At 61.5% G+C, this 16,926-nt stretch carries 15 protein-coding genes; 14 read left to right on the forward strand and 1 reads right to left on the reverse strand.

What is annotated here, in order from left to right:
• Positions 1–3: 3 nt before the first annotated feature.
• The gene (locus AC1DD5_RS04385) at positions 4–480 is read right to left on the reverse strand and encodes an FMN-binding protein (RefSeq protein ID WP_442018864.1); all 477 of its coding nucleotides are present in this window, start codon (positions 478–480) and stop codon (positions 4–6) included.
• 255 nt (positions 481–735) lie between these two features.
• Between AC1DD5_RS04385 and argS the strand changes: the two genes are divergently transcribed.
• The 14 genes from argS to AC1DD5_RS04455 all read left to right on the forward strand — a co-directional run bounded on the left by argS (position 736) and on the right by AC1DD5_RS04455 (position 16,876).
• Positions 736–2,385 (forward strand): arginine--tRNA ligase, encoded by a 1,650-nt coding sequence (gene argS / locus AC1DD5_RS04390; protein WP_442018865.1) that lies wholly within the window; start codon positions 736–738, stop codon positions 2,383–2,385.
• A 4-nt stretch (positions 2,386–2,389) separates the two neighbouring features.
• The gene (gene lysA, locus AC1DD5_RS04395) at positions 2,390–3,874 is read left to right on the forward strand and encodes a diaminopimelate decarboxylase (protein WP_477518326.1); all 1,485 of its coding nucleotides are present in this window, start codon (positions 2,390–2,392) and stop codon (positions 3,872–3,874) included.
• A complete protein-coding gene (locus tag AC1DD5_RS04400; RefSeq protein ID WP_442018866.1) occupies positions 3,867–5,183 on the forward strand; it encodes a homoserine dehydrogenase in 1,317 nt (438 codons plus the stop codon). The genes lysA and AC1DD5_RS04400 overlap by 8 nt, the downstream gene beginning before the upstream one ends.
• Positions 5,184–6,287, forward strand: a complete 1,104-nt coding sequence (gene thrC, locus AC1DD5_RS04405) for a threonine synthase (protein ID WP_442003839.1) — start codon at positions 5,184–5,186, stop codon at positions 6,285–6,287.
• A 2-nt stretch (positions 6,288–6,289) separates the two neighbouring features.
• Positions 6,290–7,264, forward strand: a complete 975-nt coding sequence (gene thrB, locus AC1DD5_RS04410) for a homoserine kinase (protein WP_442003840.1) — start codon at positions 6,290–6,292, stop codon at positions 7,262–7,264.
• Positions 7,265–7,571: 307 nt separating this feature from the next.
• Positions 7,572–9,803, forward strand: coding sequence for a transcription termination factor Rho (rho, locus tag AC1DD5_RS04415; protein ID WP_477518327.1), 2,232 nt, complete (start codon positions 7,572–7,574; stop codon positions 9,801–9,803).
• 243 nt (positions 9,804–10,046) lie between these two features.
• On the forward strand, positions 10,047–11,120 hold the full coding sequence (gene prfA / locus AC1DD5_RS04420; protein WP_223933485.1) for a peptide chain release factor 1: 1,074 nt from the start codon (positions 10,047–10,049) through the stop codon (positions 11,118–11,120).
• Between the two features lie 63 nt (positions 11,121–11,183).
• The gene (gene prmC, locus AC1DD5_RS04425) at positions 11,184–12,056 is read left to right on the forward strand and encodes a peptide chain release factor N(5)-glutamine methyltransferase (protein WP_477518328.1); all 873 of its coding nucleotides are present in this window, start codon (positions 11,184–11,186) and stop codon (positions 12,054–12,056) included.
• 12 nt (positions 12,057–12,068) lie between these two features.
• Complete coding sequence (locus AC1DD5_RS04430; RefSeq protein WP_477520673.1) at positions 12,069–12,809, forward strand: L-threonylcarbamoyladenylate synthase; 741 nt, start codon at positions 12,069–12,071, stop codon at positions 12,807–12,809.
• On the forward strand, positions 12,806–13,591 hold the full coding sequence (locus tag AC1DD5_RS04435) for a WecB/TagA/CpsF family glycosyltransferase (RefSeq protein ID WP_477520674.1): 786 nt from the start codon (positions 12,806–12,808) through the stop codon (positions 13,589–13,591). The genes AC1DD5_RS04430 and AC1DD5_RS04435 overlap by 4 nt, the downstream gene beginning before the upstream one ends.
• Positions 13,592–14,548, forward strand: a complete 957-nt coding sequence (locus AC1DD5_RS04440; protein WP_477518331.1) for a glycosyltransferase family 2 protein — start codon at positions 13,592–13,594, stop codon at positions 14,546–14,548.
• Between the two features lie 282 nt (positions 14,549–14,830).
• Positions 14,831–15,949 (forward strand): MraY family glycosyltransferase, encoded by a 1,119-nt coding sequence (locus tag AC1DD5_RS04445; RefSeq protein WP_477518332.1) that lies wholly within the window; start codon positions 14,831–14,833, stop codon positions 15,947–15,949.
• Positions 15,950–16,062: 113 nt separating this feature from the next.
• Positions 16,063–16,554, forward strand: a complete 492-nt coding sequence (locus tag AC1DD5_RS04450; RefSeq protein WP_477518333.1) for a hypothetical protein — start codon at positions 16,063–16,065, stop codon at positions 16,552–16,554.
• Complete coding sequence (locus AC1DD5_RS04455) at positions 16,541–16,876, forward strand: hypothetical protein (protein ID WP_442017075.1); 336 nt, start codon at positions 16,541–16,543, stop codon at positions 16,874–16,876. The genes AC1DD5_RS04450 and AC1DD5_RS04455 overlap by 14 nt, the downstream gene beginning before the upstream one ends.
• Positions 16,877–16,926: the final 50 nt, after the last annotated feature.

Genomic DNA, 16,926 nt, shown 5'->3' on the forward strand with positions numbered 1-16,926 from the left:
CTGCTACTTTGCCTGGGACTTGATCTGCTCCACGGCCTCGTTGAAGCCGCCGGAGGTCAAGGAGGAACCGGCCACCTTGGAAACGTTGAGTTCGTCGATGTCTTTGCCAACGATCTGCGCCGCGATACCGCTGGCAAACTCGCCTTGGAACTTCTTGGTATTGGGGTTGGAGGGGTGGACGGTGATATTCACTGCCTCCACCTTGTCCGCGGCCAGCGTGAGCTGAACGCCAACCGTCTCCTGGCCGTTCGGCGATGTGTATGTTCCGTCGGCGCTGTACGTGCCGTCCTTGTAGGTGGAACCACCCTTTCCAGCCGAAGAGGAGGAAGAAGGGCTGCCAGTGGAAGCCTGGCCACCATTCTGGGTAGCGGGTGTCTGGGTTGACGGGGCTTCCGTTGTGGGGGCACAGGCAGCTGCGGTCCCGATAATGGAGACGCTGGCGAACCCGACGTAGAGGCTCTTGCGGAGTGGCGTAGTCATGTTCTGCTCGTTTCAACTGGACAAGATGTAATCATCAACATGTGGTCAACGGATGGTTGCGGTCTCTGGACGACCGTTAGGGCCACCTCTTACGTCTTCACAACGTTGAAATCAGCCTAATGGTTCAGTCTGTGAGTGCCCCCCGCCGTTTATGTATAGGTGCTGTGTCCAGTCATGGATAGGCGCAGTGTCCAAGATATCCACATAAACGAGCCTTAATTCCTCGAGTTCGCGGGCCCCCGGTAGGCTGGATGGGTGACTCCCGAAGAACTCTCTGCTGCCATATCCACCTGCCTTAAGGATGCCGTCTCTGCCGGCGAAATTGCCTTGGCGGAATCCGCTGTCCCCGACGACGTCCGGGTGGAGCGCCCCAAGAACAGGGACCACGGAGACTGGGCCACCAATATTGCCCTGCAATTGGCCAAGCAGGCCGGCACGAATCCGCGCGAGTTCGCGGGAATCCTCAGCCACCGCCTACAGGAAATCGCCGGCGTGACCGCAGTGGAAATCGCAGGTCCTGGCTTCCTGAACATCACCGTTGATGCTGCTACGGCAGGCGCGCTTGCCAAGGCAATCGTTGAGGCGGGTTCCACTTACGGAACCAACCAGGCGCTCGCAGGACATGTTGTGAACATGGAATTCGTTTCCGCCAATCCCACGGGTCCTCTTCACATCGGCCATACCCGGTGGGCCGCCCTGGGCGACGCGATCGCCCGCGTGCTGCGGGCTTCGGGCGCGGACGTCACCGCCGAGTACTACATCAACGACGCCGGTTCGCAGATGAACGTCTTCGCCAACTCAGTCCTTTCCCGGCTCCACGGCCGTGGCGTCCCCGAGGGCGGCTACCCGGGCGAGTACATCCGTGAACTCGGTGATGAAGTACTCAAGGCGCACCCGGATATCCGTGAACTCACAGACGAGGCTGCCCTGCCGGTCATCCGTGCTGCTGCCTACGAGGCACAGATGGCGGATATCAAGGCAACGCTGGCAGATTTCGGCGTTGAGTTCGACGTCTTTTTCTCGGAGAAAGAACTGCACGACGCCGGTGCCATCGAATCTGCCGTTGCCCGCCTCCGCGAACAGGGCCATGTGTTCGACGACGGCGGCGCCGTTTGGCTGCGCACCACTGACTTCGGTGATGACAAAGACCGCGTCATGATCCGCGCGAATGGGGAACCCACTTATTTCGCCGCCGATGCCGCGTACTACCTCTCCAAGAAGGACCGCGGTTTCACCGAGAAGATTTACCTTCTTGGCGCCGACCACCACGGCTACATCAATCGCCTCAAGGCTATTGCAGCGTGCGCGGGCGACGATCCCGAGGTAAACATTGAGGTTCTCATCGGACAGTTGGTGTCCGTCAACGGCGCCAAGTTGTCCAAGCGTGCGGGCAACATCATTGAACTCAAGGACCTCATTTCCTGGTTGGGCAAGGACGCAGTGCGCTACTCCCTTGCCCGGTTCCCTGCCGACTCGCCGCTGACACTGGACCCGGAACTGCTCAAGAAGAACAGCAACGAGAACCCCGTGTTCTACGTGCAATACGCCCATGCCCGCTCCAGGGGAACGGCGCGCAACGCCGCCGAGGCGGGGGTCGACCGATCTGTGTTCGACGCATCGCTGCTGGATCACGCCACGGAGAACGAGCTTCTTTCCTATTTGGGCAGCTACCCTTCCATCGTGGCCAAAGCAGCCGAGCTCCGCGAACCGCACCGCGTTGCCCGCCATCTTGAAGTCATCGCCGGTGCCTACCACCGCTGGTACGACGCCTGCCGGGTCTCCCCCCTGGGCGAGGAACCAGTGCTTGACGTGAACCGGACCCGTCTCTGGCTCAACGACGCAACGAGCCAGGTGCTTGCCAACGGACTCGGACTGCTGGGCGTTTCCGCGCCGGAACGGATGTAAGGCCATGACCACAAACGCCGCACCAAATTCACCCGAGGCCTCTCCGCTTGCTCCCGAATGGCTGGCCGTCCCGGAAGACCTTAACGCCCTTCAAGCACCGATGTGGGCAGCCGGTGTGGAGAAGAACGAAGCCGGTGAGGTCACCATTGACGGGATTTCAGTCAGCGATCTCAAGGCGCAATTCGGCACTCCTCTCTTTGTGATGAGCGAATCTGACTTCCGCGCGCGTGCCCGTGCTTTCAAAGACGCCTTCGACGACGCTTTCGCGGACATCTGCGGGGGAGTGGATGTCTACTATGCAGGCAAGTCTTTTCTCTGCACGTCGGTGGCACAGTGGGTGGCAGAGGAAGGCCTTCGCCTGGACACATGTTCCGGAGGTGAACTGGCAGTTGCCGCCCGCGCAGGAATCCCCGGGCCCAACCTGGGGCTGCACGGTAACAACAAGTCCGACGCCGAGATCAACCGGGCACTGGATATGAGGGTGGGCCGAATCGTGGTGGACAGCCTCGATGAATTGGAACGGGTCGCCAAGATTGCCTCCAGCCGCGGCGAAACCGCCAAGGTCATGCTGCGCCTCACACCAGGAGTGCACGCCCACACCCACGAATTCATCGCGACAGCGCACGAGGACCAAAAATTTGGCCTGTCCATGGCTGAGGACTCCACAGAGGAAGCTGGCCTGTCCGCCGCTGAAGAGGCAGTGGCAGCCGCGACGTCGTACCCGAGCGTGGAGCTCTTGGGATTGCACTGCCACATCGGCTCCCAGATCTTCGAAGCCGACGGATTCGCGCTGGCCGCGGAAAAGCTCCTCGGTTTTCAGGCAGCGATGCAGGCCAAATACTCCATCATCCTGCCGGAATTGGACCTCGGGGGCGGCTATGGAATCGCCTATACGCCAGTGGACACCCCCCGCCCTCCGGCGGAAATTGCGCAGGCGATGGCCGCCGTCGTGCGTTCAAAGTGCGCAGAACTCGGCATCGAACCGCCCCGCGTTTCCATCGAACCCGGACGCGCGATCGTCGGGAGCACTACGTTCACTTTGTATGAGGTAGGCACGCTTAAAACTGTCCGCGTGGACGTTCCGGGCACCGAAACAGGTCCAGAGAACGTTACGTATCCGCGCCGGTATGTGTCGGTGGATGGCGGAATGAGCGACAACGCCCGTCCGGTGCTTTACGACGCGGATTATTCGGCGATTTTGGCGTCCCGTGACTCGGATGCAGCTCCGCAGCTGTCCCGCGTAGTGGGCAAACATTGCGAGAGCGGCGACATAGTTGTTAGAGATGTATATCTGCCCGCGGATGTGGCAGCCGGTGATTTGCTCGCAGTACCGGGTACCGGCGCCTATTGCTGGGCCCTCTCAAGCAACTACAACTACCTGGCCCGGCCTGGCGTTGTCGCTGTGCGCGACGGAGCCGCCAGGCTCATTGTCCGCGGGGAAACCGAAGAAGATCTCTTGAACCGCGACATGGGAGTGGCGAATGTCTGAAGTGCGAACCCTGAAGGTGGCCCTGCTGGGCTGTGGCAATGTAGGGGCCCAGGTCGCGCGCATTCTTATTGACGACGCCGAGGCACTGGCCGCCCGAAGTGGTGCCCGCCTCGAGCTGTCCGGTATTGCCGTGCGCAACATCGACTCGCCGCGCGACGTCGAACTGCCTCGTGAGCTCTTTACCACGGACGCCGAGACCCTCGTCAAGGACGCAGACCTCGTCATCGAGCTCATGGGCGGAATCGAACCCGCACGTACGCTCATCGTCACCGCCATCCAGAATGGCGCGTGCGTTGTCACCGGCAACAAGGCGCTGCTCGCGCAGGACGGCCCCACTCTCTACGAAGAGGCTGACAAGGCCGGCGTCCAACTGTCCTACGAAGCCGCAGTTGCCGGTGCCATTCCCATCCTGCGCCCGATCCGTGACAGCCTCTCCGGCGATCGCATTACGAGGGTTCTCGGGATCGTGAACGGGACCACCAACTTCATCCTTGACCAGATGGACACTACTGGTGCACAGTTTGCGGACGCCCTTGCCGAAGCGCAGCGCCTCGGATACGCCGAAGCTGACCCCACCGCCGATATCGAGGGCCATGATGCGGCTGCCAAGGCTGCGATCCTGGCATCGTTGTCCTTCCACACAAGGTTCTCCCTGGACGACGTCTATTGCGAGGGGATCACCAAGGTCAGTGCTGCGGACATCGCTTCGGCCAAGGAAGCCGGCTTCGTCATCAAGCTTCTCGCCATCGCCGAGAAGATCGAAGCTTCAGAGAACGGCAGCGGAATCTCGGTACGCGTGCACCCCACCCTCCTGCCACGCGAACATCCGCTTGCCGCTGTCCGTGGCGCGTTCAACGCCGTCTTCATTGAAGCCGAAAACGCCGGTGAACTGATGTTCTACGGCCAGGGTGCAGGGGGGACTCCAACTGCCTCAGCTGTGTTGGGTGACCTCGTCTCCGCTGCCCGACGCCTGGTGCTGGGCGGTCCCGGCCGCACGGAAACAACTACCGGGCATGTTCCGGCACTGCCCATTGATGCCTCCAACACCAGCTATTACATCGGTCTGGATGTAGCAGACCAAGCAGGTGTGCTGGCTCGCATCGCCCACATTTTTGCGGAGAACGGCGTATCCATCGAGATCATGCGTCAAACGATCCACCGCGACTCTGCCTCGAATGTTGAGTCGGCTGAGCTGAAAATCGTGACGCACCGTGCATCCGAAGCTGCACTCGCAGCAACCGTCGAGGCCGTCAAGGGCCTGGACGTCATCAATTCTGTGACATCCGTACTGCGGGTAGAAGGGGTCTAAGTGGCTCACCAATGGCGCGGAGTAATCCGCGAATACGCTGATCGTTTGCCTGTAACGGAAGCCACCAAGGTCATCACCCTCGGCGAGGGCGGCACCCCGCTCGTCCACGCTCAGAAGCTTTCCGAGCTGACCGGCTCCCAGGTGTACCTGAAGGTCGAGGGCATGAACCCCACGGGTTCCTTCAAGGACCGCGGCATGACCATGGCGATGACGGCAGCAGTCGAAGCCGGCGCCAAAGCCGTTGTATGTGCGTCCACCGGAAACACCTCCGCCTCGGCCGCCGCTTACGCGACAGCCGCCGGCCTCAAGTGCGCCGTGCTGGTCCCCGAGGGCAAGATCTCCATGGGCAAGCTCAGCCAGGCGATCGCGCACGGCGCCACGCTGCTGCAGGTGGACGGCAACTTCGATAACTGCCTTGACATCGCCCGCAAACTTGGCGAGTCCTACCCGGTCTTCCTGGTGAACTCGGTCAACCCTGCCCGTATCCAAGGCCAAAAGACCGGTGCCTTCGAAGTTGTGGACTCCCTGGGCGATGCCCCGGACATCCATGTTCTGCCGGTCGGCAACGCCGGGAACATCACTGCCTACTGGAAGGGATACAAGGAGTACTCCGCACCCTTCGAGACCGCCAACGGCACCCTGCCGGCCGTGTCCACCAAGACACCCATCATGTGGGGTTTCCAGGCTGCGGGTGCAGCGCCGTTCGTTGCAGGGCACCCGATCACTGAACCGGACACTATTGCCACTGCCATCCGCATCGGCAACCCGGCATCATGGGACACTGCCGTCGCTGCCCGCGACGAATCCGGTGGCCTGATTGAAGCTGTCACGGATGAGGAAATCCTGGACGCCCACCGTTGGCTCTCCTCCAAGGAAGGCGTCTTTGTCGAGCCCGGCTCTGCTGCCGGCGTGGCAGGCCTCATCAAGAAGCACGCTGCTGGTGAGGTTCCCTCCGGCAAGACTATCGTCATCACCGTTACCGGCCACGGACTGAAGGACCCGCAGTGGGCCCTCCGCACGGAGGACGGCAGCGATGTCCAGCCGGTCAAGGTTTCCAATGACGTCGTTACCGTTGCCGCGGAACTGGGACTGGAAGAAAAATAAGAGTGGAACAAACGCAGCCCACCGCGACCGATCGTCAACTCGTCGCGGCAGGCCAGCGGCTGACCGTCAAGGTCCCCGGTACGAGCGCCAACCTGGGTCCCGGCTACGACAGCCTCGGCTTGGCCCTGTCCATTTATGACACCTTGACGGTGGAAACGCTCACCACCGGAGAGCTCGAATTCGAGCTCTCCGGTGAGGGCGCCGATACTCTTCCGCGCGACTCCAGCCACTTGGTGGTGCGTGCGATCGACCTCGCCTTGGAACGTTTGGGTTTCCGCCACTCCGGTCTAAGGATCACGGCTGACAACGTTAATCCACATGGACGCGGGCTGGGTTCCTCAGCGTCCGCAGTTGTAGCAGCCGTTACGGCGGCCAATGCCTTGGTTCCACAAGAGGCGCAGCAGGATCTCGACTGGATCCTGCAGTTGACCAGCGAAATGGAAGGCCACCCGGACAACGTCGCCCCCGCCATTTTCGGCGGACTGGCGCTCTCTTGGCAGGACAGCGAGCAGTACAGCAGTACTCGTGCTGAAGTAGCCCGGACCGTAGTTCCCGTGGTGGCCGTTCCGGATTACGAACTCTCCACCGAAACTGCCCGCGGACTCTTGCCCGCGTCTGTGGGCCACCATGCTGCTGCAATGAACTCCGGACGCGCAGCATTGCTTATCCACGCGCTGACAACGCAGCCGGAATTCCTGCTGCCCGGTACCGAAGACTACCTTCACCAGAGCTACCGGGCCGAAGCCATGAGGCCCAGCGCGGACCTTATTGCGGCGCTGCGGACCGCCGGTCACGCTGCCGTGGTTTCCGGTGCCGGTCCTACTGTCATGGTCCTGGCCAATGGGCCGGGCGAAGCGGCAACCGTTGCCGAATTCATCGAGGCATTTACTAGTGCCAACACACCGAACGTCGGTTGGCGCGTGATGACGCTGGCTGTGGACGTTGAAGGTGCTAGAGTGGAAGTGCACCGGCGGTAAAGCCGCGGGCAGTTCCCTGATTTTGGATCTTGGCGGTTTCGCTGTTCCTTTCGTCAACTGTGCCAACGTCTGGCGGTGCCGTCTCCTTCCGGCCTGTCTCAGGTGCCGCAGAACTCTCTCTGTTCCCTGAATATTCAGTCGGCTGTCCGGGCAACTGGATTCAATGAAGACGATCAGTATCCGGCCCTGTTGGCCACAATCCATCAGGCACGGCCGAAATCACCGGCTGCAGATCTGAACTGCAGCCCAGAACAAATCATCGCGTCCAGCTCTCGCTCTGGACGCCGTCGAGGGGGAAGGATCCTTCGTGACAGAAACCACTGAGCTGGCTTCAGCTGTGGACACAACAACTTCTGCTGCTGAGTCGTCAACAGCAGCAACCACCAAGAGCAGCGGCCTTGCCGGCCTTAAGCTCGCCCAGCTCCAGGCTCTTGCCAGCCAGCTGGGGATCTCCGGTGGGTCCCGTATGCGTAAGGGGGACTTGGTAACAGCCATTTCCGCCCATCGTGCCGGGACTTCTACCGCCAAGGCCCCGGCCAAGGCATCGACGAAGGCAGCCACCGCGCCCAAGGCAGCGCCGGTCGCCGACGTCAAGGTTGCGGAGAAGAGCGCGCCTGCTGCTGACGCAAGCGCAGAGGCGCCGGTCCAGGAAGCCCCTCGTGGACGGGGACGTGGCCGTAGCCGCCGCGCCACCAGCGATGGTGTTGTGGCCGCAACAGAGGCCGCTGCACCCGCTGAAGCGCCGGCCGCGCCGGTTGCAGAGCCCGAGGCAGCGCCGGAAGTCAGCGAAGCCGGCACCGAGCGTCGCCAGCCCCGCACCCGTAACCGTCGCCGCAGCGAGGCTGCTGCAGCTCCCGACGAAACTGCAGAAGCACCGGCTGCTGAGCAGCGTCCCGAGCGCGCTGAACAGCGTGAACAGCGCGCCGAGCGGACTGAGCAGCGTGAACAGCGCGGCGAACGGACCGAACAGCGCGCCGAGCGCACTGAACAGCGTGAACAGCGTGCCGAGCGCACTGAACAGCGTGAACAGCGTGCCGAGCGCACTGAACAGCGCACTGAACAGCGCGAACAGCGTGCCGAGCGCACTGAACAGCGCACTGAACAGCGCGAACAGGCCGACTCTGGCGATCAGTCCCGTGAACGTCGTGACTCCCGCGGCCGCCGCGAGGACACCAACGACCTCGAAGACGGCGGCAACCGCCGCAATCGCCGCAACCGCCGTGATCGCAACGATCAGAACGAACGCAGCGACCGTCGTGGCGCTCAGGACAGCAGGGACGGCAACACCCGCAGCGACCGCTTCCGCGACCGCAACGAGCGCCGCCGTGGCCGTGCACAGGGGCCGGATGTTGACGACATCGAGGTTACCGAAGACGATGTTCTGCTCCCCGTAGCAGGCATCCTGGACGTCCTGGAGAACTACGCATTCATCCGGACGTCCGGCTACCTCCCCGGTGCAAACGACGTCTACGTTTCGCTGGCACAGGTCAAGAAGTACAACCTCCGCAAGGGCGACGCCGTCGTTGGCGCCATCCGTGCACCCCGCGAAGGTGAAGACCGCAACCAGCAGTCTTCGCGCCAGAAGTTCAACGCCCTTGTTCGTGTGACTTCGGTCAACGGCAAGACTCCTGAAGAACTCAAGGACCGCGTCGAGTTCGCCAAACTGGTGCCGCTGTACCCGTCCGAGCGCCTGCGCCTGGAAACGGACCCCAAGAAGATCGGTCCGCGTGTCATCGACCTCGTGGCTCCGATCGGCAAGGGCCAGCGTGGCCTGATCGTCTCCCCGCCCAAGGCCGGAAAGACGCTCATCCTGCAGTCCATTGCGAACGCGATCACCACCAACAATCCTGAGGTCCACCTCATGATGGTGTTGGTTGACGAACGTCCCGAAGAAGTCACGGACATGCAGCGCACCGTCAAGGGTGAGGTCATCGCCTCCACCTTCGACCGTCCCGCAGACGACCACACCACGGTTGCCGAGCTCTCCATCGAACGCGCCAAGCGCCTCGTTGAAATGGGCATGGACGTTGTGGTCCTCCTGGACTCCATGACCCGCCTGGGCCGCGCCTACAACCTGGCAGCACCGGCCTCCGGCCGCATCCTGTCCGGTGGTGTGGACTCCGCAGCGTTGTACCCGCCGAAGCGCTTCTTCGGCGCCGCCCGCAACATCGAAAACGGTGGCTCACTGACCATCCTGGCAACGGCGCTCGTAGAGACCGGCTCCAAGATGGACGAAGTCATCTTCGAGGAGTTCAAGGGCACCGGCAACATGGAGCTCCGCCTGTCCCGCCAGCTGGCAGACAAGCGCATCTTCCCGGCCGTGGACGTCAACGCGTCCGGTACGCGCCGCGAAGAGAACCTGCTCTCGCCTGAAGAAGTCAAGATCATGTGGAAGCTGCGCCGCGTCCTTTCAGGCCTTGAGCAGCAGCAGAGCCTTGAGCTGCTGACCAACAAGATCCGGGAGACGCAGAGCAACGTCGAGTTCCTCATGCAGGTTCAGAAGACGACACTCGGAGCGAAGTCGGACAACGACAAATAGCTGTAATCGGGGCGGGGTGTCGGGTATTCGTGCGGTTGGTGCCGCGCGGATTTCCCGCCCCCGCCCCTTCGCGTGGCGGCTCTGTCCTGACGGACTTGAGCCGCCACGCTTCGGCAGGCCCGATGCCACTCCCGGGGCGGGAAATCCGCGCGGCCGGCGCCCGGCTCACCTAATGCCGGGCCTGACGGGGAACGGATTTCTGCACCCGACTAACATAGGGTGCGACACGAAAGAGGTTTGAAAATGTTTGAGTCCGTACAGGGATTGCTTGATGAGCATGCTGCTATCCAGGCGCAGTTGAGTGATCCTGCTGTTTATGCCGATCAGTCTGCTGCCCGGAAATTGGGGCGGCGTTCTGCGCAGCTCCAGGGCATTGTGGAGGCGTACAACAAATGGCGCGGACTCAATGATGATTTGGAAGCTGCCAAAGAGATGGCAGACGAGGATCCCGAATTCGCTGCAGAAGTTGTGCAGCTGGAGGAGCAGATTCCTGCGGCACAGGAGCGGCTGCGCCGTCTGTTGATCCCTCGTGATCCGGACGATGCCCGCAACGTCATCCTTGAGGTCAAGGGTGGCGAAGGCGGCGACGAAGCTGCGTTGTTCGCCGGTGACCTTCTGCGTATGTACATGCGGTACGCCGAGTCGCGGGGCTGGAAGACTGAGATGATCTCCGCTACCGAATCCGATCTTGGTGGATACAAGGACGTTGCCGTGGCCATCAAGGGCAACTCGAACGACCCCGCGGAGGGCGTCTTTGCGCGGTTGAAGTTCGAAGGCGGCGTGCACCGGGTGCAGCGTGTTCCGGTTACAGAGTCCCAAGGCCGTATCCACACATCCGCGGCAGGTGTCCTGGTGCTTCCCGAAGTGGATGAACCCGAAGAACTTGAAATCAACCAGAACGACCTCAAGATCGACGTCTACCGTTCCTCCGGTCCTGGTGGCCAGTCCGTGAACACCACTGACTCCGCAGTTCGAATCACCCACTTGCCTACGGGCATCGTGGTGGCCATGCAGAACGAAAAGTCGCAGCTGCAGAACCGCGAAGCCGGCATGCGTGTTCTCCGCGCGCGTCTTCTGGCCCACCAGCAGGAACAGATCGACGCCGCCAACTCCGAACAGCGCAAGTCGCAGATCCGTACGATGGATCGCTCAGAACGCATCCGCACCTACAACTTCCCGGAAAACCGCATTGCGGACCACCGCACTGGGTATAAGGCATACAACCTCGACGCCGTGATGAATGGTGACCTGGAACCCGTTATCCAGTCGGCAATTGAAGCGGACGAGCAGTCGCGACTGGACGCCCTGGGCGAATAGCAGAGCACCACAAGCCTGCCGATTTCCAGCTATCACCCGATTTCCAGCTGTCAGGGCATAGATATGACGATTTTCCCCGGCCAGAGCCTCGCGGACGCTGTTCGCGAGGCTACTGCGGTTTTGTCCGACGCCGGAGTCCCCACCCCGCGCGTCGATGCCGAACTTCTTGCGGAGCACCTGTTGGGAGTGGGGCTGGGCCGGTTGCGGGCAATGCTGCTGGGGGATTCCCCCGTCCCTGAAGGCTACGCCGAACTGGTGGCCGAGCGTGCCGGACGCGTACCGCTTCAGCACATCACCGGCGTCGCGTATTTCCGCCACCTTGAGTTGCAGGTGGGGCCGGGTGTGTTCATTCCCCGGCCCGAAACGGAATCCGTTGTCCAGCTTGTCATCGACCACGTGGCTGGCATGTCCCACCCTAAGATCGTGGACCTCGGGACGGGTTCCGGAGCCATCGCCGGTTCAATCGCCCAGGAGGTTCCAGGAGCCGACGTCCATGCTGTGGAGTTCAGCACTTTTGCCCATGCGTGGGCAAGCAGGAACCTTGAACCGCTGGGTGTCTCGCTGATCCAGGGCGATCTCAGGGATGCCCTGCCTGAACACAACGGCTCCTTTGACGTTGTGGTGTCCAATCCTCCCTACATCCCTGCCGAAGCCATCCCGAACGAGCCCGAAGTTGCCCTGCATGATCCGCCCGAAGCACTGTACGGTGGGGGAGCGGATGGCATGGAACTCCCGACGGCGGCAGCAGCCTCTGCAGGCCGCCTCCTGAAACCTGGCGGCTACTTCGTGATGGAACACGCAGAAGTCCAGGCCGATTGGGTCAGCGGCATGTTGCGTCGAGCGGGACGTTGGCAGGACATCACCACGCACTTTGACCTCAACGGCAAGGAACGTGCCACGAGCGCAGTGCTGGCAAACAAGGCTCCTGATGAGTGAAAGAATAGCGCTGTGACCACAACCTACAATTGCACTTCCGATGACCAGCGGGCTGAAGGACTTCAACACGCGCAGCGTGCCATCAGCGAAAAGAAGTGCATCGTGCTGCCGACGGACACCGTGTACGGCATTGCCGCTGACGCCTTTTCCCCCTTGGCCGTGACAATGTTGTTGGCCTCCAAGGGCCGTAGCCGGCAAATGCCCCCACCGGTGCTGATTCCCCGCATCAATGCCCTGGACGGACTCGCGAGCGATGTATCCGCCAACGCCAGGGCCTTGGCACAGGCATTCTGGCCTGGTGGCCTGACGCTCATCCTCCACGCCCAGCCGTCTTTGGATTGGGATCTGGGTGATACCAAGGGCACTGTTGCCCTGCGGATGCCTGACGACGAACTCGCGCTGGAGCTCCTGGGCCTTACTGGGCCGCTGGCTGTTTCATCGGCCAACCGGACAGGGCAGGAAGCAGCGCAGACCGCTTCAGAGGCCCGGCTACAGCTGGCAGATTCCGTGGAGGTTTACCTTGAAGGTGGCTTCCGGCCCGTGAAAGGTACTGCTGCCCTGCCTTCCACCATCGTGGATGCAACCTCAGAACCCTTCAGGGTGGTACGCGAAGGCGCTATCTCCCTGGAACGCTTGCGTGAAGTTGTTCCTTCCGTCCTCGGCGTTGACGAGCCTGTACCCGCCGTCGAGGATCCCGCGCCTGCTGTATCAGTATCGGCACCCGACGCCCCACGTGAAGCCAAACCCGAATGATTCCGGACCGCCAGCGCGTCCCCGTCCTTGACGTCGACGCGACTCCGCTGCGCGTCAACGAATTGATCGATGCCCTGCACGGACTCATCGCCACCGGAACCACCCGTACTGTGCTCGGCCACAATCTTCACAGCATTACGCTGTTTCATTCCTGTGCAGATTTCCGTTCACTTTACGATCAAAGCTCGGTCATCCTCCTGGACGGTGCCCCGGTAGCCATGCTTTGGGGATTGGCGCACAAACGGCAACTAAAACCGTTGGGACAGGGCCCCATGGAATATCGCCTCGGGTCCATGGACTGGATCCCGGCACTCGGGGGAGTAAAGGGTTTGGAAAGGGTGGCCGTGATCGGCGCGGGACGGGCTGCAAATACGCAGGCTGTGGCCCGGCTGCGCACGATTATTCCGGACGCAACGGTAGATGGCATGCCTGGCGAAGGATGGGACGACGAGTTGGAAATGGCGGTCGTCGGGTGGTTGGATCGATTCCGTCCTCAGCTGGTGCTGCTGGGCCTTGGTATGCCGCTCCAGGAGACGGTCCTGCAGCGACGACTCACTCAGTTTCCGCCCGCCGTGTATTGTGCCGTTGGCGGTGCCATTGAACAGGTGGCCGGCGTCCAGAAGCTCGCGCCACGTTGGCTCGGGCGCCTTGGGCTCGAATGGGCGTGGCGCCTGGTTCTCCATCCGGGCCGTGTTGCCTACAGAGTTTTTGTTGAACCGTGGAAGTTGGCGGGCCTGTTGATTCGGCGGCACTTCCAGCCATCCCAGACCAAAGGCAAGTAAATGACGTCCAAACCTGTTGTGGTCGCCGTTGTGGTGACCTTTAACCGGCGTGAACTCCTTGAGACCACCTTGGCCGGAATCACCGCCGGGACGGAGGTGCCGGACGCTGTCGTCGTTGTGGACAACGCCTCCACGGACGACACACCGGAATTCCTCAGGACCTACCGCGGCCCTGTTCCCACGGACGTCGTAACGCTCAAGGCCAACATGGGCGGTGCAGGGGGATTTGTTGTGGGTATGGAACGTGCAGTCCTGGACCACGGTGCCGACCACGTTTGGATCATGGACGACGACACCGAGCCGCAGCCCGGCGCGCTTCGCGAGGCACTGGATGTATCCGAGGCCTACGAACAGGTAGCAGGGGAAGCTCCCGCGTTCATCGCCAGCCGCGTAGTGTGGACCGATGGGCGCGAGCACCCAATGAACCGCATGCGTCCACGCATCGGCGCCAGTGAGGCGGCGCGCAGCATGGCTGCCCGCCTGGGTGCCGTTCAGATCCGCAGCGCATCCTTCGTCTCTGTCCTGATTCGCGCCGACGAGATCCGGCGTCACGGACTGCCCATTGCCGATTACTTCATCTGGAACGATGACCTCGAATACACGGCAAGGGTTTCGCGCCGGGGAACTGCCTTGGCTACCAGTGCGTCAGTAGCCAACCATCATACGAAAGTGTTTGGAGATGCAGGGGCGGACCCCGGCCCTCGTTTCTACTACGAGGTTCGTAACAAACTCTGGGTTTACACCAGATCCAACGCTTTGGCCCCTTGGGAAAAGGTCCTCTTTACCGGGGCTTCGCTCCGCAATTGGGCAAAGACCATTGCTGCGTCCTCAAACCGCAAAGTACTGCTTGACGGCTTGTTCAAGGGCCTGCGCCACAGTTTGAAGGCGCCCCGGTCCAACGCCGAAGTGCTCAAGGGGATCTACGCCCTGCGCAACGTCCAGGAGCCCGCCAAGTAGAAGCCTGCCGCTTGGCCACAGCACATCAGCTGTGGCTTTGCGGCTGCGTCACGCCGGTGGTCACCGCCGTTGGCACTAGTATCGTGACTAGAGTCCACAGAATTCCCAGCATCATTTGGCACAGCCGGTGCAGGCATGGCGACGGAGTAGTTCCATTTATCGACAGACAGAAATCCACACCTTGACCTGCCCAGAATTACACGGCTTTCCAGCGGCCCACCGGCTGCATACGTTGGTCCGTGTACCTGATTCCGGCATTGGGCTGTTTTCCGGAGCCGCGTCATGATCATGTACCTGCTGATGGCGCTCACGGCTGCAGTGGTGTCTTACACCGGTACGTGGGGAGCCCGCGTACTCGGGAACAAATTACGGCTTTACCGTCCTATCCGCAGCAGGGACATGCACTCCGCACTCATCTCAAAACTGGGCGGCCTTGGCATCTTTGCAGGCTTTTTTGCTGCGCTCGTGGTGGCAAGTAACTCTTTCTTCGTCAAGGACATTTTCAGGCATAACGATGCTCCGTGGGGCATATTGGCCGGAGCAGTAGTGATCGTCGCGGTGGGGGTCGCGGACGATATCCTCGACATCCGCTGGTGGATCAAGCTCCTTGGGCAAGCAGCTGCGGCTTTCATCGTCGCGATCTGGGGCGTGCGGATGTCTGTGGTTCCATTCATCCCTGAACCGATCCTGATTCAATCCGAGCTCGTCCAGATTGTCCTGACAGCCGGGCTGATTGTTACCACCATGAACGCAGTCAACTTCATTGATGGCCTGGATGGACTGGCCGCAGGTGTGGCCACCATAGGGGGCGGTGCCTTCTTTCTCACGGCGTACTGGGTGCACCGGAACAACCCATCCACTGACAATTCAGACCTTGCGACACTCCTGATGGCGATCCTGGTGGGTGGCTGCATCGGCTTCCTGCCGCATAACTGGTTTCCAGCCAAGATCTTCATGGGGGACTCCGGTGCCATGCTCATCGGTCTCCTCATGGCTTCAGCCGGCGTAGTGGCCACGGGGCAAATCGGATCCGGGCTCTATGACCGCGCCAACGGCATTCCCACGATCATCCCGATCCTCCTGCCGTTCGCCGTCCTGTCCCTTCCGCTCCTGGACCTCGGGATGGCTGTGGTTCGCAGGACCGCCCGGGGACAGTCTCCGTGGTCTGCAGACCGTGGGCACCTCCACCACAAGTTGGTGGACCTCGGCTACTCGCACCGCACCGCCGTCGTCATGCTTTATGTCTGGACGTGCATCCTGGCGTTCGGCGGTGTTGCTTTCGCAGTGTTCCCTTGGCAGATTGTGTTGATCGTGGTGGTTGTAGCTGCCCTTGTCATGGCCGCTGTTACCGCATGGCCGTACTTCACGCGGAATGCGGCAGGACCAGGGGAGCGCGCATGACTTCCGGTTATGGTCACAGTTCTATCTCATGTAGAATTCTTTCTGCGGACAGTCACTCGCCCGTAACCCCACTTTGAGAATATGGCACCCGTGCCACGAGGATTGGTATCCCCATGACATCCAACGCCGATTCCGGACGCCCGTCCGGTAAACGTGTTGTTGGAGTTTCCGGGGAGACGTCCAATCTGTGGCTCCGCCTGCTGCTCGTGAGCTCTGCTGCTGCTCTGGCCGGATTGGTCGTGACGAGTATCGTCGCAGCGTTCATTAACGGTGGCCAAGGCGCGCTATCCGCAGCATTCGGGGCCGCGCTGGTCATGCTCTTCTTTGCGATCAGCCTTCTGATCGGTCATTTTGTTGGCCGCAATAATCCTTCCGGCGCTGTCGGCCTGTTCGTGGCGACGTACTTCGTAAAAGTCGTTGGATTCGCCGTGGTCCTCTTTGTTATTGGTACTCCGGCCTGGTTGCACGGCCGATGGTTCATCATCGGCGCAGTTGTTGCCGTCGTCCTTTGGCAGGCTGCAGAGATCTACGGTTTCAGCAAAGCCCGCCTGCAGATCTACAACGATCCTGCGGATGAGAAGGGCGGCACGGATGTCTCTGCGTAAGCGCAACTCCCAGCTGACCGGCCACGCCCGATCGCAAAGTGCGGCCGACGATTCTGCCGACGCCGGAAGCGATGGTGGATACAACGCCGGCATCGCCGTCTTCAGCTACATCGTTGGCGGGATCATTGTCTGGAGTTTGATAGGCTGGGGTCTGGATAATCTGTGGGGGACCCGCTGGATTGTGCTCCTTGGCGCTCTGCTGGGAGCCGCAGGAGGGTTCTATCTTTCCCATATGCACGGCCTCACCAGGCAAAGCTCTTCTTCTGGCGAGAGCAACGCAGACAGCGGTCCGTCCACGGACGGGGACAGTAATGCCAAATAATTTCACACGGAATATGGATGCGTCGAGCGCGTCCGGCTTCCAACCAATGC

The sequence above is a fragment of the Paenarthrobacter sp. 10L420 genome, assembly GCF_056395385.1.

What these genes read in the sequence shown, in the direction of transcription:
- AC1DD5_RS04385 (WP_442018864.1), bottom strand. Translation starts at nt 480, where the DNA reads ATGACTACGCCACTCCGCAAGAGCCTCTACGTCGGGTTCGCCAGCGTC.
- lysA (WP_477518326.1), top strand. Translation starts at nt 2,390, where the DNA reads ATGACCACAAACGCCGCACCAAATTCACCCGAGGCCTCTCCGCTTGCT.
- AC1DD5_RS04400 (WP_442018866.1), top strand. Translation starts at nt 3,867, where the DNA reads ATGTCTGAAGTGCGAACCCTGAAGGTGGCCCTGCTGGGCTGTGGCAAT.
- prfA (WP_223933485.1), top strand. Translation starts at nt 10,047, where the DNA reads ATGTTTGAGTCCGTACAGGGATTGCTTGATGAGCATGCTGCTATCCAG.
- prmC (WP_477518328.1), top strand. Translation starts at nt 11,184, where the DNA reads ATGACGATTTTCCCCGGCCAGAGCCTCGCGGACGCTGTTCGCGAGGCT.
- AC1DD5_RS04435 (WP_477520674.1), top strand. Translation starts at nt 12,806, where the DNA reads ATGATTCCGGACCGCCAGCGCGTCCCCGTCCTTGACGTCGACGCGACT.
- AC1DD5_RS04440 (WP_477518331.1), top strand. Translation starts at nt 13,592, where the DNA reads ATGACGTCCAAACCTGTTGTGGTCGCCGTTGTGGTGACCTTTAACCGG.
- AC1DD5_RS04445 (WP_477518332.1), top strand. Translation starts at nt 14,831, where the DNA reads ATGATCATGTACCTGCTGATGGCGCTCACGGCTGCAGTGGTGTCTTAC.
- AC1DD5_RS04450 (WP_477518333.1), top strand. Translation starts at nt 16,063, where the DNA reads ATGACATCCAACGCCGATTCCGGACGCCCGTCCGGTAAACGTGTTGTT.
- AC1DD5_RS04455 (WP_442017075.1), top strand. Translation starts at nt 16,541, where the DNA reads ATGTCTCTGCGTAAGCGCAACTCCCAGCTGACCGGCCACGCCCGATCG.